Source organism: Pseudomonas sp. CVAP#3 (genome assembly GCF_018986375.1).
Taxonomy (GTDB): Bacteria; Pseudomonadota; Gammaproteobacteria; order Pseudomonadales; family Pseudomonadaceae; genus Aquipseudomonas; species Aquipseudomonas helvetica.
Genome location: NZ_JAHMSC010000001.1, coordinates 624,175 through 645,067 on the forward strand (window position 1 = coordinate 624,175; position 20,893 = coordinate 645,067).

Consider the following 20,893-nt stretch of genomic DNA (forward strand, 5'->3'; position numbering starts at 1 on the left):
GTTAGCTCCTCGCGAAAATAGCGTTGAAGGAAGGACCTCTTAAATCGACGCAAACGCCAATTCGGCTCTGGGCGATACGCCCGTCATCTGGTCAAAGAATTCGACTATCAGATCAAGTGTGTGGGCGGTCTGATCAAGATGCGGCGAGTGTCCGCAATCGATCAGGTAATGCGCGGTGACCACTGCGGGTACCTTGCGTTGAATCGCGCTCAGTTGCGCCAGCGTTCCGTACTCGTCCCGATCTCCCTGCAACAACAAGACCGGGCAACGGATATCGGCCAGGCATTGCTCAATATTCCAGTCAAGAAAATGATCGGACCTCCAGACACTGCTCCACCCCTCGAAGACTGCTTTGGGATCGGGATGAAACAGAGCGAGTTGTCGTTCCAGGTTTCCGGCCAGGAACGAATTTCGCGCGGCGTCGATGCCGCTCAAGGTGATGGATTCGACGAAAACATGTGGAGCAAACAGCACCAGCCCCGCAACAGGGAATTTGCTCGCATGGAGCAGCGCGATAGACGCGCCATCGCTATGCCCCACCAGCACTGGATTGCGAAGCTGCAGTTTTTCCAGCAGTTCAGGCAATACCTGCTGCGCCTCCACGTGCATATAGTCGGAACGACGTGGCAGATCCGCTCGAGACGAGTGACCGTAACCATAGCGGCTATAAGTGAGCACTCGGCGTCCGGTCATTGCTGCCAGTCGATAAGGGAAACGTCGCCACATCGCAATGCAACCGAGCCCCTCATGCAGCAGTACAAGCGGAGGAAGATCTGACTCGCCGTCGATCAGCAAATAATCAATTTCTCCGCCATTCAGCGAGATCGTCGCCATCATTCACCCCCTACTGCGATAGACAAACCGGGTGCCGGGCCAAGCCCCAAAACCGCACGGCTGCTGAAAATCACCAATATCGTCACCAGTCCGCCGAACAGGCCAATGGTTGAAGACATATCCCATACGGACAAAAGCAAACCCACCCCGACCACGGGCACAATCAACCCCAAATAGGCCGCGACGAAAAAGCCTGAACTGACCTCCGCAATACGATCGGCAGGAGACAACATCGTCACCAGTCCCAGACCTGCGCGCAGCACCATGCCCGCCCCCATCCCTCCCAAGACCGCTCCCCCCAGGAACAAGGACAAGGATGCAAAATGAAAGGCCAGCCAGACACAGGCCAAAGCCAAGGGCAGCAGCCAGACACCAACGGGAACGACTCGACGGGGCGACAATCGCAACACCAGCAACTGGCCGATTGCAGCACTGCAGAAAGTCAAAAAGACAATGCCTCCGCTCAACAGAAGGCCACTGTGATGCAATCCAACAGCGAGGAAACGACCTGCCAGTGCGGCGAACAAACCAAGAAAGCTAAAGCCGCACAACACCGACATAGCCACGGCCATAAAGGCTTGCCGCATCTCACTCGGTATCCTCAATCGCTGCAATCGCAACGGTGGGCGAGTACCTCCGTGGATCACTGTTTCGGGTAGCCATGGCAACAGCAAACCTGGCAACAGCATGAACAGCAGCGCGATATAACTGGCATGGAGCGGCTGCGCGGCACTCTCTGCCACCCAGCCAGACAGTAACGCCCCAAGCCCCAGACCGCTCATGTTGCTCAAGCTGGAGATCAGAGCCGCGAGTGACCGATTACTCAGTAACTCGCTCAGATAGGCAGTCGTGGCCCCCACCATCAACCCTACTGCCATCCCGGACAATATTCGCCCAACGAACAAACCGGCTAACGTGGGCCAGAGTAAAAAACTCAACAGACTGGCAAATGTCAGCCCGAGCCCGAGCCCCAGCACTGCTCGTCTGCCCAACAAATCAGACAATCGACCAAACACCATCAGTTTGAACAGGATGGCGAGTGCGTAGGACGCGAATACCAACGTCACCACAAATGGAGACAAGCCTAATTGCGTGGCATAGAGCGGATACAACGGCGTCGGCAACGTGCCCACCATCATTACCACCAACAACAGATAAGTGCTGAGCCAGGCGGCGCGTCTGAATTGGGTTGGAATTCGCATGAGCCACTACCAGTTAATCTGTCGTGCATCGAACAGATTAACCCCCAGTTGGGCCTTGCCTAAGTATTCCAGACAGTCCATTGGCTTGGCCGGCATAACACTGCAAAAGAACGATTCGCGCAGGAATCGTTCCAGCGGCCGGCTACGATTCAATGTGCTCGCACCACAAATCTTGACCGCCGCCATTGCCATCTTCGGCGCAAGCTCACCGATGAAGTACTTGGCAGCATGCACAGCGGCATTCGCCTCTATCGTTCCGCGCCGTTGCACGATGAGTGTGCCAGCCTCATTCAGCAACGCTCGACCCGCTTGTAATTCAGCCGATAGCCTGCCGACTTCCTGATGGATCGCGCTGGATTCGAGTTGGGAAGGCGTGGAACGCACGGCCTCGGTGATGTGTTGCAGCAACGCAGTAGCAATCCCAAGATAAACACCGGTATAACCGGAAATCATCCAATGAGGCTCACGTACCAGCTTGAATAAAGACATCCCTTCGACTGCCAGAAACAAACGCTGGCGGGTCAAAAGCACATTTTCAAAAGTCATGCTGGCGGTCTGGGTACCATTCATGGCAAACCCGTCCCAAACTTGGCCGTAACGCACACCTTCGTCATTGCGACCGACCACGAAGTGGCTGATTTCGCTGTCGCTGTCGTTACCCTCAGGCTTTGCCGTTACTACGATATAGTCCGCAGCGCCTGCCAACGACACGAAAGACTTGTTGCCATTGAGCAGGAAGCCGCCTTCATGCGGGCGGTAATGTGTCTGGATACCTCGCAACCGCGCACCACTACCCAGCTCTGACGTCGCAGATGCAAACATCTTGTTGTGCGATATCACCTCATCAAATACCCAGGAGCGAAAGGCATCCGCAGCCGCTGACAGCGATTTCCCCGCCGACTCACATAACGAGCCAAGCGCCACATTGTGCATATTGAATCCCAGCGCAGTTGCCGCGTCATACTGAGCAAGTCGCGCCAGAACCTGGCTATATTCCAAATAATTTAGACCCGCCCCCCCAGCCTCGCGAGGGATCAGCAACCCCAACAGACCAGACTCCTTGATCAGTTGATAGCTCTCGCTACTGTCCGATTGTTGGTTATCTACCAACGGAGCCAAGTCGACCAGCCGTGTACCGATGCGATCCACCAACGTGAGAATTTCATCGATTTGATGTGGCAAAGCCATATGCGTTGACCTTATGTATATGATTCAAAAACTCTAGCGAGCGCTCAGTTCTCGACTGGCAAACCAGCCTGGCGCGCCACGCTGATACGTAGCAGATCGTTCGCCCCCGCATAGGTCATTGACGCCAATGGGCTGATGAGATCGATCGCCCGACCGGAATCGGCGATGTAAGAACGCACACCACCTAACTGGGCTGCCAACTGCGACAGCCGCGTAAAGTCTTCAGAAACCGAAATCTTTACCATCGCGGCCTCACCGCTCAATTGACGAATCGTCACCCCGGCATCGATGCGCCGCGCAATGCCGTAGAGCAGTTTTCGCGAACGGTAAAGGTACATGCTCATGTCGGCCACATGCCCCGCCACCAGGTGACTGGAGCTCATGGATCTACCGAAGTGAGTTCGCTCCCGGCTCCATTCCACCGTCTGATCCAGCATCCTGCGCATGGGGCCCAGCGCATAACCCATCAGCAGCGCTCGCTCCCAGGTCGTGGTCGCGGTCATGACAGAGAAACCCGCGCCCTCGCCGCCCAACAGGCTGTGCTCTTCCAACCGCACACCGTCAAAGGTCAACACCCCCATCGGTACGCCGGGCAACGCGGTCTTGTCCAGCGGCTCGCTGCGCACCACGCCCGCATCCGACAGGTCAACCAATGCGACTGATAAATCGAATGGTGATCGGCCCTTGCCGGTACGAACGAACACCAACGCGTGATCGGCTACCGGGGCGGCGGTAATGAAGCGCTTCTCGCCCGTCAACCGATAACTACCGTCCGCCTGACGTTCAGCCACGGTTTCCATCGACTTCGGATCACTACCGCCCTGCACTTCAGTCAGCGCGTGACACAACAGCGTCTCTCCGGTTTCCAGGCCTGCCAGTTGTTCGCGCTGTTCGGCATTCAGCCAGGGCTGCATAGGCAATTGCATACCGAACAACTGTGAAGCCAGCGCATAGCAAAGGGCAGGACTCAGACCGCTCATGCCCAATCCTTCCACCCTCGCGAGCTTGTTTGTCACGGTGCCATTGGAGGTGCGCAGCAGCCCTGTCGCCGCGACCAACAACCATTGCTCGCGGAAGGTTTTCCCTACCAGTTCGGGCAGCAAAGCCTGCCCCTGGAGGCAACTTTCCTGCACCGTTTGTTCAACTAACTTGTCTTCGTCTGCGAACAGCATCACTCGCCCTCTCTGTTATAGCCACAGACTCAAGCGAGCTCGACCAGGCCGGTTTCAATGACCGCCCATAGTGCGGCCGGCGTGCGAAATGAAGCCGCAATAACTTTGTTTTCGGGGAACGCTATCCCGAACTTTTTCTCAACGTCGGCGACGATGGATATGATCGTAAGAGAGTCCAGCCAGCCTTCTTCCAATAGCGCCGTATCCGGTACAACAACAAGGTCCGCACCTTGATATTGAGTCAGCAGATTCGAATGAATCAGCGCGCACAGCGTTTCAATGTTCTTCATTACTTGTCTCTTCCATGTTTACACTCAACAGGCTCAAGGCACGTCGATCTATTTTGCCGTTGGCAGTCGCCGGCAACTTTCGCGCCATAGAAACACCATCCGGTTGCATCCTCTTCGGCAATGCTGCGCTCAAGCCGCGAACAATCTCATCACGACCTGTCGTTGCACTCACCACATGTACCCAGATCTCGCACTCCGGCTCTGTGCCATGGCGAGCGACAACGGCGGCGGTTTCAACACCTGGCAATGCCAATACCGCACTTTCTATATCCAGCAGATCGATGCGATGACCCCGACGTTTCACCTGATGGTCACGTCGACCTTGCAGATGAAAGCGACCGTCCGCCGCCTGATAACCGATATCCCCCGTGCCATAGGCCAGCCTTTCCACGCCATCGCGGAAATACACTGCACGGCGGGCATCGCGACAGATGCCATCAACCAGATAACCAGCGAATACCGTCGGCCCTGCAACGAAAATCTCACCCTCCGACGCTGCGCGACCGTCGTCACCGATGATGTCGACTTCCACTCCATCAATCGCCCAACCGATCGACGGCAAAACCGTCTCGATACTCGGCAGGCTCACCTGTTCTGCGGTGCACACATTGGTTTCCGTAGGCCCATACAGGTTGTAGAACGGCAAGTCGGGGAATGCCGTCAGATAGCGCTTAAGCAGTTGTGGCGGGAACGGTTCACCCGCGTACAACGCAGCGCGTAGTGCAGACGGCCTCGCTTGCTCAATCCCGCCCTGCTGTAGCAGCATCTGATACAAGGTGGGTACTGCGTAGAACACTGAGATACACTGCTCACCCAGCCAACGCGTCACATCGCGAGGAAAAGTCTTGAGATAGTCTGGCAACAGACAAAGACAGGCTCCGGCCAGTGCGGTCGAGAACAGATCGAAGGTCGTCAGATCGAATGTGAGTGCCGCTTGAGATCCAACACGGTCCTCACAGTCCAGAGCAATTGCGCGTGCCCCCCAGGCAGCAAAATGCAGGACGTTGGCATGCGATAGGCATACACCCTTGGGCGCGCCGGTACTGCCTGATGTAAACAAAACATAGCCACCCTCGCACCCGGCATGTCGACGTGGTTGTCCTCGCAAGGGGAACAGCCATAGATCGCCCACTGCGCGAGCGTCGCCAGACTGGCCATGAATGGAAACCAACCTGGTTGCTGCGGCCTGGCTTGCAGGGGTGGCCAATAAAAAATCCAGGTCGGCGTTGGCCAACATCCGTGCGCCCCGTTCCGCGGGGTCCTTGACATCCATCGGAGCGACTAATGCCCCCAGCCTTAATGCGGCATAAATGGCCACAACAGCGGCTGCGCTCTTCGCAATATAGATGCCTATTCGATCACCGGCCTGCACGCCTTCTGCACGCATCAACTCGCACAACTTATTAACCGTTTCGTTCAGTTGTTGATAGTTGAATGATGCATCTTCCGCTTGTAACGCGGGCCGCTGTGGATAGCGCTGTGAAGCTTCAACCAGCGTCTGATCAAGCCGAATACAATCACTGGACAAGGTTGGCCTCTACTTCTGATTTGATGTTCCCCGTCTTGGTATCCGGACGTTTTTTCGAGGGGCGATAGTAGAAGCATTTCTCCAACCGGAGTGAGTGAACAATTTTTATAAACTCTATGCGGAAATGGAATACAAGATGGACCTGAAGAACTTGCGCTATTTCGTGGAAGTGACTGAGCATGGAAGCTTCTCGAGGGCATCCCACACTATTCACGTCACCCAATCGGCACTTAGCAAAGCCGTTCAATTACTCGAAGAAGAACTGGGTACGACGCTATTGGTTCGCAGCCGTCCAGGCGTGCCGTCACGCTTGACCCCGTCGGGTGAAGTGGTATTCCGCCACGCCAAAGGATTACTGAACCGCAGCAAGCAAATGCTGACCGACGTAAACCTGCTCAATAGCCTCGTCACCGGCGTCCTTCGGCTGGGGTTACCTCCTTTAGGCAGTACCGATCATATAGCGGTCGTGTTGACCGAGTTTCGGCGACGCTTTCCCCAAGTGGAACTCCAATTGCGTGAACAAGGAGGCCAAGCCCTGGAAGAGGCCGTTCGCAAGGGCGAGATAGAACTGGCTATCAGTCTGCGACCAGAGGGTGACGACCTGGCCTGGCTTCCGATTTGCGAGGAGCCACTCGTTGTCGTCCTGCCGCCTCGCCACCCACTCGCCAGCCGCCATCGACTGACTCTGCCAGATTTAGCGCATCACCCATGGGTACAGCTGCAGGGCGCCTCTATCCTCAATCACCGCATCAAGCTGTGTTGCCCTGCTCTGGACGTCAGTCGCCTACAGGCAGCCAAGAGCGACAACCTGGCCTTTTGCCTGTCATTAGTGGCCGCGAATGCAGGCCTGATGGTATTACCCAGGCTATTGGCTCAACACCATATCCCACCCGGTGTGGAAATCGTCCCGCTCGAATGCGCCGAACTGCAGTGGCAACTCGTCGTAATCTGGCGCAAAAACGCACAGCTGTCGGTAGCGGCACAGCAATGGCTTGAACTGTTGGCAACCGACGCTAGCCAATAACCTGGCATATCTTCGACGTCGCTCCCTGCGCCAAAAAACAAAGGCCTGAACAGAAATGCCCCACCACTTTTGCTGAACAGGTGTTGGCCGATGCACGGCGGGGTGTATATAGTCGCCCCCATTGCAACCCGCCGGCCCATTCCAAGGAAGAGAATGATGAGTGACCTGCACACCCTTACGGCCGCCGAACTGCTGGCCCGATTCGCCAGCCGGCAACTCACTCCCATCGACTACTACGACCAGCTTCTGAGCCACATCGACCGCTGGGAGCCGCAGATCAATGCGCTCTACGCCTTCGACCCGCAACAAGTGCGTCAGCAGGCCCAGGCCTCCACCGAACGCTGGAACAAAGGCCAACCCAACGGCGCCCTCGACGGTGTGCCGGTGACCCTCAAGGAACTGATCGCCACCGAGGGCCAGCCCATCCCGTTGGGTAGCGCCGCCACCCGCCTGACGCCGGCGCTGAAGGATGCACCGCCCGCCGCGCGCTTGCGTGAAGCCGGGGCAATCATCCTGGCCAAGACCACCGTTCCGGATTTCGGCATGCTCTCTTCGGGCCTTTCCAGCTTCCACGGCATCACCCGCAACCCCTGGAACACAGCCAACAACACGGGTGGCTCGAGTTCCGGGGCCGCCGCCGCCGCTGCCGCCGGTTACGGGCCGCTGCACGTCGGCACCGACATCGGCGGATCGGTGCGACTGCCCGCGGCCTGGTGCGGGCTGGTCGGCTTCAAGCCGACGCTGGGGCGCATCCCCATCGACCCGTATTACACCGGCCGCACGGCCGGCCCCATGACCCGCACGGTCGATGATTGCGTGTTGTTGATGCAACACCTGGCCCGCCCCGATTCCCGCGACGCTACCAGCCTGCCACCGCTCACCACGCAATGGAGCAATCAGCCGCTGTCGGTAAAGGGCCTGCGTGTCGGCCTGATGCTCGAACCCGGCGCCGGCCTCGCACCTGAAGATTTCGTCTGTAACGCCGTGGAGCAAGCAGCGCGGCTGTTCGAAGCCCACGGTGCCAAGGTCACAGTGATTGCGCCGATCATGGACCGCGCCCAGCTCGACGGCCTCGACCAGTTCTGGCGTGCTCGCCAATGGGCTGAGCTGTCGGCCTTGAGCAGCGAGCAATTCGACAAAGTCTTGCCGTACATCCGCGACTGGGCCGCCCCAGGTGCCGATATCACCGGCGTGGAAGCCGTACGGGGCTTCAACCAGACCTTCGAAATGCGCCGCCGCGCCGCTCAGTTGTTCGACACATTCGACCTGGTGCTCTCCCCCACCAACCAGATCAACGCCTTTGCGGCCGACTGGCCGTCACCGAGCAATGACCCGCTGCAACCGTTCGAACACATCGTGTTCACTGTGCCCTGGAACATGGGCGAACAACCGGCGCTGTCGATCAATTGCGGTTTCGCCGCCGACGGCATGCCCATCGGGCTGCAGATGATCGCCCCGCGCTTTGCCGATCAATGGCTGCTGCAAATCGCAAAAACCTTCGAAAACTGGCGTGGCGCAATCCACTGCTGGCCGAGTCCTGCCTGACTTCGGCCCCTCAAGAACTCCCCTCCCACCTTGTTGCTCCGGGCCGTCCTGGCCAGAGCCCTATCGACCTAAAAGGCAATGGAATGCCCGCACAACAATTGACACGACCCGATCCTGCACTCGACACATCACCTCCGGACGCCGGCAAGAAGAGCATCTTCGCTGTAGTCCTGGGTAACGCCGTGGAGTTTTTCGACTTTGGTGTATACGCAACTTTTGCGGTGATGATCGGCCACACGTTTTTCCCGTCCGACAGTGCCTTCGTCAGCCTGATGCTATCGGTCATCGCGTTCGGCACCGGCTTTATCGTCCGGCCCCTGGGTGCGGTGCTGATCGGCGCCTACGCTGACCGCGTCGGGCGCAAACCGGCGATGCTTTTGACCCTGGTGATGATGGCTGTGGGCACCGGCAGCATCGCGATATTGCCCGGCTACGAGACCATTGGCATCGCCGCGCCGATCCTGCTGGTGGTCACCCGCATGATCCAGGGCCTGGCCTGGGGCGGTGAAGCCGGCCCCGCCACCACCTACATCCTTGAAGCGGCGCCTCCCCACAAACGCGGCACCTACGCCTGCTGGCAAGTGGTTGCCCAGGGCGTCGCCGCGATGGTCGCCGGGCTGGTGGGGTTCACCCTGACAAAAGTCCTGTCCCCGGAAGACCTCAATAGTTGGGGCTGGCGTGTACCGTTCGTGTTCGGCCTGCTGGTGTTGCCGATCGGTATCTACATCCGTCGCAATCTTGCTGAAACCTTCCACGGCCACACCGAACAAACCCGCACCGGCGATCTGCTACGGGAAATAGTCGGCAAACACCGGCGCGCTCTGGTGTTGGGGCTGCTGATTCTTTCCGGCAGCACCATCACCCAGTACTTCCTGAACTACATGACCACCTTCGCCCTCACCGAATTGAAGCTGCCCACCAGCATTTCCATGCTCTCGACCCTGGTGGCCGGCGCCGCCATGGCTGTGTGCGCGGTGGCCGGTGGCATGCTCTGCGACCGCTTTGGGCGTCGGGTGATCCTGATGACGCCCCGATTGGTGTTGCTGTTGATCCTGTTCCCGGCCCTGCAACTGATGACCGAGCACCCCAGCTCGGCGACCTTCCTGCTGACCCTGGCGGTACTCTCGGGCCTGCATGGCATGAGCGGCGCAGCGTTGATCGTGCTGCTGGTGGAGAGCTTCCCGAAATCGGTGCGCGCCACCGGTTTCTCCATCGTCTACGCCTTCGGTGTAGCAGCGTTTGGCGGTACGGCGCAGATCATCATTACCTGGCTGATCGGCACCACCGGTGACCCGATGTCACCCGTCTGGTACCTGCTGATCGCTAACCTTGTGTGCCTGACCGCCGCCTGGTTCGCCAAGGAAACGCGTCCGTCGCTGCCCGAACGCCCCGTCCGCGAAACCCGGCTTGCAGAAGCCCAGGTCCGCTGATAAACGCGCCCCGGGGCCTTCCCGGGACGGTTGCCTTACATCCGATTTGTATGGGATTTACCATGTATCCACGTCTTCTGCTGGCCGTCACTTTGGCATCCGGCACCCAGGCTTTCGCTCAGCCATTCCCCCCAGAGCAGGCCCAAGTTAACGCGCCAGGCTTTCTGGAAGGCAGTACTCTGGACCTGAACCTGCGTCACTACTATTCCAACCAGCACACCAAACGCACCACTCACCTCAGCATCAAGAAACCCGGCGGCATCGAGCCTACCCGTATTCGCGAAACCTGGGTGCAGGCGAGCATGCTCAAGTACAGCTCCGGCTATACCCAGGGCCTGATCGGCGTCGGCATGGATGCAGGGATCTTCAGTGCCGTAAACCTGGAGCGCGGCCACGGAAAGGTGGCCAACGGCGGCGACCGGGTGCTGGTAGACGGCGATGGCGATGCGATTCCCACATGGAGTCGCCTAGGTATAGGCGATGTGCGTGTTCGCCTGTCCAACACCGAGCTCAAGGCCGGCCGGCTAATGACCGACAATCCGATCCTGCGCTACAAGGACAACCGCGCCCTGCCCTCCAGCTTCCAGGGCGTGGGCCTGCTCAGCAACGAACTCGACTGGCTGTCGATACAGGGCGGCAGCTTCGAACGGGCGATTCCGCGCACCGGCACCGGCGCCGAAAAGCTGACCACCACCTTCGGCAACCGCGCCTACAGTGGCGCGCGCATCAGCTACCTGGGGGCCACGGTCAAACCGGGTTATGGGCTGGAAGCCAGCGTCTACGCCTCGCGTTTCGAAGACATGTGGGACCAGACCTACGTCGGCGTTACGCACCGCATGGGCGACCAGGATAATCTGGCCCTCAAGACTGCCTTCAACTACTACCACACCAGTGATTCAGGCAAGAAGAACCTCGGCTACATCGACAACAACGCCGCCAGCCTGGCCTTCACCGCCATTCACCAGGCCCATAGCCTGACGCTTGCCTGGCAGCAAATATTCGGCAACGAGTACTTTGACTATGTGTGGGAATCCACTGGCAACTACATGGCCAACTCGTTATACGCGGACTACAACGGCCCCAACGAAAAGTCCTGGCAACTGCGCTACGACCTGGACTTCACGACCTACGGAGTCCCTGGTCTCACCGCCAGCCTGTGGCACGCCAAAGGCTGGGACATCGACGGTACCCACTACGACGGCGACCGCTACGGCCGCAATACCGGCTACAACGTGCGCGGCCTGGACGACGCAAAACACAGCGAAAACGGTTTGATGCTGGGCTATATCATCCAGTCCGGAAAACTCAAAAACTCGGTGCTGCGCGCCATCGTCTACAACCACCTCGCCAGCGGCGGGCAGATTGACGGCAGTTACGACGAGTTCCGCATCGTCGCCAACGTGCCGATCAACCTATTCTGAGGCGCAGTTCGGCGATATGTTCTGACCACCGACTGCGGCCCCCACAACAACATCTCGCCCATCAAAACGCCAACTGCAATGTCTCCTTCCCCTCCAGACTCAACAAAAACTGCTTCACCCCCAACCCACCCGCAAACCCGGTCAAACTCCCTGAAGCCCCAATCACCCGATGGCAAGGCGCAACAATCGAAATCGGATTTTTCCCATTCTTTGTGTTTCCCCCGGCCATAAGAAAAGTGATCTACACAACGAACGCCATCGAGAGTATCAACGCTCAGTTGCGCAAGATCATCAAGACCCGAGGTCACTTCCCAACTGACGATGCTGCGACGAAGTTGATCTGGCTGGGCTTACGCAACATCACCGCGAACTGGGGCAAGCCGGCCCATGACTGGAAGAGTGCGATGAATCAATTTGCGATCCTGTACGGAGATCGATTTATCAGGCCGACCTGGTAAAACTAAGGCCTGCCTGACGGCAGGCCGCTACCAGCCCGCACACAAAAAATCTGACACTCTCCCCACCAATGGCAAATAAATCGTCCCCTTTTTCCACCTTTTTCCATAAAAGCGATTTCAGGCTCGGCACACTCCCCGTAGCAGCTGCCGAGCCTGCGAGGCTGCGTTCGGCCGCGCAGCGGTCGTAAAATCAAACACCACGTTTTTTCAGGTTAACCGTGGAGGCAGAACTCACGACCGCTTCGCAGCCGAACGCAGGCTTCGCCAGCTGCTACAAATCGTGTAACGGCTTAACTAACCGGTATCCGGACAACGCGCTGCTACGGCGCCTCCGGCTGATCAAAATTATCCAACGCCCGATTCACCAACAACTCCCCCAACGAAATCATCTGCTGAATCGCCAACGCCACATGCCGACGCGTGCCCTCCAGCTCAAACGCCAAATCACTGGCCATCACATTCAGCGACGCCAACGTTTCCGAGGCATGCGCCAACAGCGTCTCGTTATCCAGATCAGGAATCACCGTAAAAATATTGGAAGGACGCTTATCGGACAGCGGCGCCTCAACAAACGGCGGCTTGAGGTAATGATCCAGCGCCCGCTCGGCGGCGTCGTGGAGTTTTTTGGAGTCGCTGGAGGCGTAAGGGGAAGTGCTTGGGGTTTCTACGGAATCGGGAGTGACCTTGTGCATGGTGAAGCTCCTAAACAAAGTTTTTGGGTGCTGTATCACCTATACCTGTTCAGGTCGCTAAACCCGGCCGCTGAATTGACAGCGACACCCGGAGGTTATCCACATACCTTCCCACCCGGCAACCTTGAAAAGTTGTCGGAAAATTCTCCCGAGATCGAGATTTTTGTAGGCGCCTCCTACGACTGGACGAGCTACTTCGGGACGCAGTAACAAATAAATCGACCCCATAGGCTTTAGTTTAGTCTTCTGATAATTTTCTAGGGTTTCCAAAGAAATACTCAATCCTGTCACTACCGCTGGCTGCACGGCCTCGCGCCGTAGCCTGATCAGGCCTAACACATACCATCACCAATAAACAGGATCAAGATGCTAGATAAAATTGAGGTTAGGAATTTTAGAGGGTTTTCTGAACATGAAATTAACTTCAAGGACACCTCTATCCTAGTAGGGAAAAATAATGCTGGAAAGTCTTCTATAGTCGAGGCATTACGATTAGTTTCGCTGATTGCCAGCAGGTACAAGACATCCAACTATTCAAATCCCCCTCATGATCTTGGTCTATCAAACGCTTACAAAGGGGTAACGCCTTCAACCAAGGGGCTCGACATAAATTTTAAAAGTATATTTCACAGATATGGTGAGCCGCCTTCTAAAATTGTAGCAACATTTTCCACCGGAAGTAAAATTGAAATATACATAGGCAATGACGAAGCTGTGTATGGAGTAATTAAAGACCCAACTGGAAAGATAGTAAAAAGCAAAGCAGCCGCCAAGACAGTTGAAATCCCGACAATAAGTGCGCTACCTCAAATCGGCCCACTAAACAAGCATGAAAAAATACTATCTACAGAATATGTCAAATCATCCATCAACTCTTCATTAACATCACTGCACTTCAGAAATCAGCTAAACATCTATCCAGAATCCGTGCGCACATTTGAAGCATTATGTTCGAGCACGTGGGAGTCTCTCTCTGGGTTTGAGTTAATCAAGTACAGCTCTTTACCTGGTAGCGACCTAGAGCTTCTTGTAAGAGATAAAGATTTTGTTTGTGAAGTTGAATGGACTGGACATGGATTGCAAATGTGGCTTCAGGCAATGTGGTTTTTGGTCAGAAATCAGGAAACCAAAACAATTATTCTTGATGAGCCTGACGTCTATATGCACGCTGACCTTCAGCGCAAACTCATAAGACTCCTACGCAACAGAGGCCATCAAATAATTATCGCCACACACTCAGTTGAAATAATGGCCGAAGTGGAGCCCGGAGAGATAATTGTAATAAATAAAGGACGAAAAGCTTCAGGCTTCGCAAACTCTATGAAAAGCGTTCAAAAAGTTATTGACCACTTTGGTGGAATCCATAACATCGAAATGGCAAGACTCTGGAGCAGCAAAAAACTGCTAATCGTAGAAGGCAAAGATGTTCCCCTCTTAAAAATATTCCAAGATAAACTATTCCCAGCCAGCAATGAGCCACTTGATATCATCCCATCGATTAGCATTGGGGGCTGGGGAGGATGGAACTACGCAATTGGATCAAAGATCCTCCTCAAATCGACCTCTGACAACATCAAGGTACACTGCATATTAGACTCCGACTACTTCACAGAAACTGACATTGACAAACGTAAAAAAGAGGCTGCCTCGCACAACATCAACCTGCTAATTTGGAGCAGAAAGGAAATAGAAAACTACCTATTAGATAGCGACTTAATTTTTGAATACATAAAAGAAAAAACCAATCACAAAGACCTTTCACACGAAAAAGTAAAAGATAAAATCATGCAAATCATTAGCAACATGCATGATTCAACATTTGACGCTATAGCTCAGCATTATCATAAGGAAAACAAGTCGGAGGGACTTACTGGTGCCAACAAATACGCCAGAAAGATTCTGACTACTGCCTGGAGCTCTGAAGCCGGAAAAATAAATATATGTTCAGGAAAAGAAATTATATCTAAGATGTCCGAATGGTCAAATGAAAATTTCGGAATCAGTTTCAACGCAAAATCCTTGGCCAGAGCCATGAAAGTTCAAGATATACCACACGAGTTCAAGCGAGCGATAGAATCCCTTGAGCTAAACAAAGATTTTGACTGCTGATTTTCATAACGAAAATTGGACGGATTTATTTCTGGGTTTAGATGCGAGCCAAGGGGCGGAGCCCGCCAATACGGCAAATAAATCTGTGGCTTTTTTCGGAAAATCTGGAAAACCGGGGACAGATTTATTTATTCATCAGACCATCTGAGCACCAAATAATTTTGCCCCATTTCTAGTAGTGAATATCGAAATCACAATAAAGGTAAGGAATCCTGCATGTCATTGAGCACAACAAAAGCACACCTGATTCAGATTCTCTCCGAGCCTTATAACAAAGTGGTCGCTCTGTCGGGCAAGTGGGGAACAGGAAAGAGCCACCTTTGGCGAGAGGTAATGGCAGCCTCGAATGATGACAAGGTCAAAGGCGCTCTTTACGTTTCTTTGTTTGGCCTAACAAGTATGGACCAGGTTAAATTAAAGATCGTCCAAAGTGCCATCCCAAACGCTGATAAGCATCCATCATGGTGGGACAACGCGAAAAAAAGTTGGGGAGCAGCTTCCAAGTTGCTTGAAAGCGTGCATAAAGGCTTTTCTGCTCTTAATGAGATTGCCCTTCTAGCTGTGCCCTCGATCCTGAAGGATCGGATGATCGTACTCGACGACATTGAGCGCAAGCATGACAGGTTGAACGTCGACGAGATCATGGGTTTCATCGATGAATTCACCCAGCAGCATGGTGCACGCATCATTCTGATCCTCAATAGCGATAAGCTCGCTGATCGAAAGATTTGGGATACATTCCGAGAAAAGGTTATTGACCAAGAGGTGACACTAGAAACGTCTCCAATAGAGGCATTTGATATCGCGATTTCTCTTACCCCTTCGCCATATGCTACCCGAATAAGAACGACGGTCGAGACATGTGGTGTTACTAACATACGGATCATTTGTAAAATAATTCGGGCGATCAATCAAATCATTGGTAGTCGCAAAGACCTTTCGGACGATATTCTTGAGCGTGTGATTCCCTCCACAGTTCTTTTGGCAGCCATCCACTACAAAGGAATAGAAGACGGCCCTGAATTTGACTTTATTCTAAACATTGGTAACGGTGATCAATGGGGGGACTGGGGAAAGAAAGTCGAAGATCTCGACGAAGCCGGCAAGCGTCGGACTAAGTGGCGAATTTTGATTCATGAGATTGGCATCATAAGCTGCGACAAATATGAGCAAATTGTTATCGAATTCTTGAGATCCGGTCTTTTCGATGGAGCGGAAGTTGCAAAGATTATTGACCTATATGCAAGCGAGGCCGAAGCAATGGAGGCTCGGGGTCTCGCGCAAGTACTACATGCTCACATACTTTGGAATCAGAGCATGTCAGAATCTGAGCTTTTGGCTGAAGCAGAGACCTTGGTCGAGAGAGCACACCATCTAGATGCACCCTATGTAACTTTGTTGCACGATTTAATTTCTGGACTATCCGGAGGTTCTCCAGTTGCCGATGCGATGATAGATCAATGGGTTCTCTTATTTCAGGCACCTCAACTTGAAGGATTTGATTATGACGACTTTGATCAACAGCCAATCCATCCGCGACTAAAAGAGAAACTTAACGCCACCAAGGCCGCGGCTCATGCCAAGACAACAGTATTTGAAGCGTTCGAATGGGTGGTCAGAAATCGTAGCTGGGGAAATACGCAAGAGGCAACTTTGAAGTCAGCCACAGTTCAAGACTTCGAGTCTACAATAAAATCATTGGACACCCAGAAACTCAAATTCTTCATGCACCGCTTTCTGGACATGTACGTCCAGCGTGCAACCTATGAAGCTTCCTTCGGAAAAGCTCCCGACAACTTCATTGAGGCTTGTCGAAACATCCATACGGCCCCTGACTCCGGTCGTTTGGGTAGCATTATTCAGCGAGTATTCAAAAACGCACATCTTGAAACCGAACTTATCCCACCGACAATCACCTAGGCGACAGCTCAATGAATCCGGCGCAGTGAGCATCTATCTCGACTTATTAGACTTTAATAATTTCACTACTGAGTTTATTCGACGAGCAATACCGGGACAGACTACGATTACTGGCGTGAGCAAAACGTGGTCTGTCCCTGAAAACCCCTTAAGCACAGTTGCTAGCGTCAGTCGTTGTACATTGATCCCAAACTGATTAGCCATTCATCCGTTGCACTATACCTCGCGAAATAAGTTCGCCTTTCTACTTCGTTTAAATTTTTAAAATACTGGAAGAAGTAGATATCGTTGTAGTAGCCCTGCGCACCTTGCATGCTTATGCCCCACCACGACGGGTTGTATCCCTCAAAGGCTACCCAAGGTGGAGGTACGGCGAAGCTCTCACGGTGAATAGCATTCAGAAATCCAGTGCTATTCGTAACCAGCCGTACAGTGACGGAGTTAAACTCTCTAGTGGATGTGAAAAAAATCAAACTCTCACTTTTTTGAGCGTTCTCATACCGCTTAACGGGGAGGTCGTTGAATATTTTTTCATTCGTAAATTTGAAGCTTGATTCGACGAGCATCCAAAACGTATGAATGTCGCCTCCATCGATCAGGAGCGAAGCGTAATAAGCTGAAACACCCACATCCTCCAAAGACACTGCTCTCAGCTGGCCAGACTGAGTGTGGGTCGTGTGCAACAAAGGCTCAGTAAAAACCGTTTTGAGCTCTGATATGGAATACCCGACAACTTGTTCCTTGGGGTCTTGCCTTACAAAGGTCTTGATACGACTAAAAAAACTCATAACCCTCCTCACTCCTTGAGATATTCAGTTAGCCAATTCGCCTCGAGATTACCGGCCGTGGTGCCCACAACATCACCCTACATCAAAAATCCAGTTGCAACGTCTCCTTCCCCTCCAACCCCAACAAAAACTGCTTCGCCCCCAACCCACCCGCAAACCCGGTCAAACTCCCCGAAGCCCCAATCACCCGATGGCACGGCGCAACAATCGAAATCGGATTTTTCCCGTTAGCCGCCCCCACCGCCCGAACCGCTTTCGGGTTACCAATCTGCTGGGCAATCTGGCTATAACTGCGCGTCTCCCCAAACGGAATCGTCAGCAGCGCCTGCCAAACCTTTTGCTGAAACTCGGTCCCGGCAAAATCAAGTTCCAACTCAAAGCAATCCCGCTCACCCGCGAAGTACTCGTTGAGTTGGCGCTCAGCCTCCAGCAGCGCCGGGCTGTGGATATCTTCGTGCAAGGGGCCGAGACGAACGCGGTCGGGTTTGTCGTTCTCCCAGAGGATCGCGCAGAGCTTGCTGCCTTTGGCGACCAGGGTGAGGGTGCCGACGGGGGATTTCATCAGTTTGAATACGTACGACATGGTTGACTCCTTGATCCGACGGGGGCTTCAGACGTCGTTGGGCGTTGAAGGCGATCGATCATCTGTGTCAGAGGACGTATTCAGAGTAATTGTGGGTTTAAACGCAAGAACTACGTTTCTTGCGATTGAATTTTGCAGGCTGATGCCACCCGCGTTTAGCGCTATTGATCGTCAACCGCTTCGGCATCTTCCACAAAGTAGCAATTATTACGCTTACCGCTTGGGTCGATGATGAACGCGCCCTGCCCTCTGCCGCACTCGAGCGGCTGGGTGGCCGAGTACAGTCGTGTCTTGTCGATCCAGACATTCAGCCGGGAGATGTAGATGGCCAGGCTAATGGAGATGCACAGCACCAGCAGCAAGCAAAAAATAAACTGTGCGGTGTAGCGGTCGTTGTCCTTTTCCGGGCGAGCGGGTTGCATGTCGAGGTCCTTTTGTTGAAACACGCCGCCACAATAAGGATCAGCGGGTTAACGTCAGGTGAACATTGTCGCGACGCAAGGCAACTCCGCTATCCTCTGCCCCACTAGTGAAAAACCGTGGGTCTGTGCGTGCATATTCATCTGTTGTTGGTCGAAGACAACATCGACCTGGCGAACACTGTCATCGAGTACCTGGAAATTACCGGGATCGTCTGCGACCACGCCAGTGATGGGCAAATGGGTTTGAACCTGGCACTCGCTCAGCACTATGACGTGATCTTGCTGGACATCATGCTGCCGCGTCTGGACGGCCAACAGGTGTGCAAAAAGCTGCGCGAGCACGGCAATCAGACACCGATTCTGATGCTCACCTCGCTGGATGCCTTGGCCGACAAACTGGCCAGTTTCTCGGTCGGGGCCGACGACTATCTGGTCAAACCGTTCGAACTGCCTGAGCTGGTTGCACGGATTCGTGCCCTGAGTCTGCGCCGCAGTGGCCAGGCCAGTCGGCTGCAAGTCGCTGACCTGATCATGGATCTTTCAACCCGCAAGGTCAGTCGCAACGGACAGGAGCTGCACCTGTCGCCGACCGGCTGGACGTTGCTCGAATGCCTGATGCGCGCCAGCCCCGCGCCGGTCAATCGCGAGCGTCTGGAAGCGGCGATCTGGGGTGACGAACTGCCTGACAGCAACACGCTCAAGGTGCACATGCACCGTCTGCGCAAGGCGGTCGACAAAGACTTCGACGTGGCGTTGATCCAGACGTTGCCCGGTATCGGCGTTCAGTTGGGGGCGACATGCGCAAAGGCCTGAGCCTGAAGTGGGTGATCAGTGGCAGTCTGCTGTTGATCATTGCCGTGGTGCTGATCATCTATAACCAGCTGCTGCCGGTGTACACCATGCGCGGGTTCCTGTTTACCGCCAGCGCGATGATGGAAGAGGAAGCGCAATACTTCGCCCGGCATTACCAGCAGGACCCGACGACTCCGCCGCCCGATAACTATTTCGTCAAGAGTGCTATCGGCAAGGAAGCCTTGCCGAAAAACATCCGCGACCTGCTCGACACCACGCCGACATTGGTCTTCGGCGCTGTGCAGTTCTTCGGTGACATGGAATCCGACGACGAGGATGACGGCACGGCCATCCTGATCCACCCGTTGTACGACGGTAAAACGCTGTATATGTACGACACCGACCACGACCATGAAGCAGGCGGCGTGGTTGAGACGCCGTTGTCCGATGCCTACCTGGAGCACGAGTTGGCGATGATCAGCATGATCGGTCTGGCGGTGTTCATTCCCGCGCTGATCATCATCGCCCTGCTGGTGTGGTGGGTGGTCCGGCCGCTCGGTCGGCTGACGCAATGGTCGACCCGCCTGGAAAGCCTCGGCGCGGCACCGAATGGCCGACCGCATTTCATCTTTCGCGAGTTCAATGTGCTGGCCGATTCGCTGGCCCACAGCGTGCAACAGGTTAAAGCCGCAAGCCTGCGTGAAGAGCGTCTGCTGCGCTATACCAGCCATGAACTGCGTACGCCGCTGGCGGTGCTCAAGGCCAATGTCGAATTGCTTGCCGTGCAGTCCGGCGGCGAACTGCCCCCGCCCTTGCAGCGGATCGAGCGCTCGGTGCTGAACATGCAGCGGATTGCCGAGACGTTGTTGTGGATGAGCCGCGAGAGCCCGGAAGCGTTGCGCGAAGAACCGCTCGACATGCGCCAGTTGCTCAATGAACTGATCCAGGAACATCGCTACCTGATCGGCAAACGCGATATCGAATTGATCCTGCGCATTAGCGACGAGCCTTGCCGGCTGCCCCTGACGGCGTGCCGCATCGTGGTGGGTAACTTCCTGCGCAACGCCTTGCAATATGCCGACGATGGCAGCGTCGAAATCACCTTCGAACAGCTGCAACTGCGCATCGTCAACCGGATACGCGACACCCAACAGCATCAGGAATCTACCGATTTCGGTTACGGCCTCGGGCTCGAACTGATGCACCAGCTCTGCGCAAAACTGGGCTGGCACATCGAGGTCGCGCCCGAAAAGAACCGCTACACGGTTACCCTGAACTTTTCAGCTCAGGCACCGGAGCCGCTCCCGGAGACAACGGACGCCTGACTCCTTGTCAGTGCGCCTCCTCCAACTCGTCATGCAGCAACCCGAAGATTTCGCGCTTCATCTCGATGAATTTGATGGCGGAATGCGTGGCGATTTGTGGCGAGGGAGCTTGCTCCCGCTGGGGCGCAGAGCGCCCCCCAAAACGTTTTGCCAGGCAACCCCCGTCAGCA

At 54.9% G+C, this 20,893-nt stretch carries 18 protein-coding genes and 2 pseudogenes; 9 read left to right on the forward strand and 11 right to left on the reverse strand.

Features of this window, described 5'->3' with window-relative positions; all coding sequences use genetic code 11:
• Positions 1–39 precede the first annotated feature (39 nt).
• Genes KRR23_RS02850 through KRR23_RS02875 form a run of 6 tightly spaced genes read right to left on the reverse strand, consistent with a single transcriptional unit; the run spans position 40 to position 6,214 of the window.
• A complete protein-coding gene (locus KRR23_RS02850; protein ID WP_216741240.1) occupies positions 40–837 on the reverse strand; it encodes an alpha/beta fold hydrolase in 798 nt (265 codons plus the stop codon).
• Positions 834–2,036 carry an MFS transporter gene (locus KRR23_RS02855; RefSeq protein ID WP_216741241.1) on the reverse strand — a complete coding sequence of 401 codons (1,203 nt, stop codon included), beginning with the start codon at positions 2,034–2,036 and terminating at the stop codon, positions 834–836. Before KRR23_RS02855 ends, KRR23_RS02850 begins: the two co-directional genes overlap by 4 nt.
• Positions 2,037–2,042: 6 nt before the next feature.
• On the reverse strand, positions 2,043–3,224 hold the full coding sequence (locus KRR23_RS02860; protein WP_081013737.1) for an acyl-CoA dehydrogenase family protein: 1,182 nt from the start codon (positions 3,222–3,224) through the stop codon (positions 2,043–2,045).
• Positions 3,225–3,268: 44 nt separating this feature from the next.
• Positions 3,269–4,396 (reverse strand): acyl-CoA dehydrogenase family protein, encoded by a 1,128-nt coding sequence (locus tag KRR23_RS02865; RefSeq protein WP_216741242.1) that lies wholly within the window; start codon positions 4,394–4,396, stop codon positions 3,269–3,271.
• A gap of 29 nt (positions 4,397–4,425) precedes the next feature.
• Complete coding sequence (locus tag KRR23_RS02870; protein WP_216741243.1) at positions 4,426–4,686, reverse strand: acyl carrier protein; 261 nt, start codon at positions 4,684–4,686, stop codon at positions 4,426–4,428.
• Positions 4,673–6,214 carry an AMP-binding protein gene (locus KRR23_RS02875; RefSeq protein ID WP_216741244.1) on the reverse strand — a complete coding sequence of 514 codons (1,542 nt, stop codon included), beginning with the start codon at positions 6,212–6,214 and terminating at the stop codon, positions 4,673–4,675. The genes KRR23_RS02870 and KRR23_RS02875 overlap by 14 nt, the downstream gene beginning before the upstream one ends.
• A 136-nt stretch (positions 6,215–6,350) precedes the next feature.
• On the opposite strand from KRR23_RS02875, the gene KRR23_RS02880 reads away from it, so the two are divergent.
• The 4 genes from KRR23_RS02880 (at position 6,351) to KRR23_RS02895 (ending at position 11,634) form a co-directional block, all read left to right on the forward strand.
• Positions 6,351–7,238, forward strand: a complete 888-nt coding sequence (locus KRR23_RS02880; RefSeq protein WP_216741245.1) for a LysR family transcriptional regulator — start codon at positions 6,351–6,353, stop codon at positions 7,236–7,238.
• A 156-nt stretch (positions 7,239–7,394) separates the two neighbouring features.
• Positions 7,395–8,783, forward strand: a complete 1,389-nt coding sequence (locus tag KRR23_RS02885; protein ID WP_216741246.1) for an amidase — start codon at positions 7,395–7,397, stop codon at positions 8,781–8,783.
• 83 nt (positions 8,784–8,866) lie between these two features.
• Positions 8,867–10,213 carry a citrate-proton symporter gene (locus KRR23_RS02890; RefSeq protein WP_253911873.1) on the forward strand — a complete coding sequence of 449 codons (1,347 nt, stop codon included), beginning with the start codon at positions 8,867–8,869 and terminating at the stop codon, positions 10,211–10,213.
• 62 nt (positions 10,214–10,275) lie between these two features.
• Entirely contained in the window at positions 10,276–11,634 is a 1,359-nt protein-coding gene (locus tag KRR23_RS02895) for an OprD family outer membrane porin (protein ID WP_216741247.1), read from the forward strand.
• A gap of 61 nt (positions 11,635–11,695) precedes the next feature.
• On the opposite strand, the pseudogene KRR23_RS02900 reads toward KRR23_RS02895, so the two are convergent.
• A pseudogene (locus tag KRR23_RS02900) lies at positions 11,696–11,842 on the reverse strand (methylated-DNA--[protein]-cysteine S-methyltransferase); the annotation flags it as partial.
• Between KRR23_RS02900 and KRR23_RS02905 the strand changes: the two are divergent.
• Positions 11,838–12,092 (forward strand): annotated as a pseudogene (locus tag KRR23_RS02905) (transposase); the annotation flags it as partial. The pseudogenes KRR23_RS02900 and KRR23_RS02905 sit on opposite strands and share 5 nt — an antisense overlap.
• A 320-nt stretch (positions 12,093–12,412) precedes the next feature.
• On the opposite strand, the gene KRR23_RS02910 reads toward KRR23_RS02905, so the two are convergent.
• Positions 12,413–12,784, reverse strand: coding sequence for a DUF6124 family protein (locus KRR23_RS02910; RefSeq protein WP_216741248.1), 372 nt, complete (start codon positions 12,782–12,784; stop codon positions 12,413–12,415).
• A 366-nt stretch (positions 12,785–13,150) separates the two neighbouring features.
• On the opposite strand from KRR23_RS02910, the gene KRR23_RS02915 reads away from it, so the two are divergent.
• Positions 13,151–14,893, forward strand: a complete 1,743-nt coding sequence (locus KRR23_RS02915; protein ID WP_216741249.1) for an ATP-dependent endonuclease — start codon at positions 13,151–13,153, stop codon at positions 14,891–14,893.
• Between the two features lie 216 nt (positions 14,894–15,109).
• Complete coding sequence (locus KRR23_RS02920; protein ID WP_216741250.1) at positions 15,110–16,813, forward strand: NTPase KAP; 1,704 nt, start codon at positions 15,110–15,112, stop codon at positions 16,811–16,813.
• Between the two features lie 167 nt (positions 16,814–16,980).
• On the opposite strand, the gene KRR23_RS02925 is transcribed toward KRR23_RS02920, so the two are convergent.
• From KRR23_RS02925 to KRR23_RS02935, 3 genes are all read right to left on the reverse strand, one after another.
• Positions 16,981–17,601 carry a hypothetical protein gene (locus tag KRR23_RS02925; protein WP_216741251.1) on the reverse strand — a complete coding sequence of 207 codons (621 nt, stop codon included), beginning with the start codon at positions 17,599–17,601 and terminating at the stop codon, positions 16,981–16,983.
• 82 nt (positions 17,602–17,683) lie between these two features.
• Positions 17,684–18,184 carry a methylated-DNA--[protein]-cysteine S-methyltransferase gene (locus KRR23_RS02930; RefSeq protein ID WP_216741252.1) on the reverse strand — a complete coding sequence of 167 codons (501 nt, stop codon included), beginning with the start codon at positions 18,182–18,184 and terminating at the stop codon, positions 17,684–17,686.
• A gap of 161 nt (positions 18,185–18,345) precedes the next feature.
• Positions 18,346–18,606 (reverse strand): hypothetical protein, encoded by a 261-nt coding sequence (locus tag KRR23_RS02935; RefSeq protein WP_216741253.1) that lies wholly within the window; start codon positions 18,604–18,606, stop codon positions 18,346–18,348.
• A gap of 129 nt (positions 18,607–18,735) precedes the next feature.
• Here KRR23_RS02935 and KRR23_RS02940 point away from each other — a divergent pair, with 129 nt between their 5' ends.
• Both KRR23_RS02940 and KRR23_RS02945 read left to right on the forward strand, forming a co-directional pair.
• Complete coding sequence (locus KRR23_RS02940) at positions 18,736–19,419, forward strand: response regulator transcription factor (protein ID WP_216741254.1); 684 nt, start codon at positions 18,736–18,738, stop codon at positions 19,417–19,419.
• Positions 19,404–20,723 (forward strand): HAMP domain-containing sensor histidine kinase, encoded by a 1,320-nt coding sequence (locus tag KRR23_RS02945; protein WP_216741255.1) that lies wholly within the window; start codon positions 19,404–19,406, stop codon positions 20,721–20,723. The genes KRR23_RS02940 and KRR23_RS02945 overlap by 16 nt, the downstream gene beginning before the upstream one ends.
• Positions 20,724–20,893: the final 170 nt, after the last annotated feature.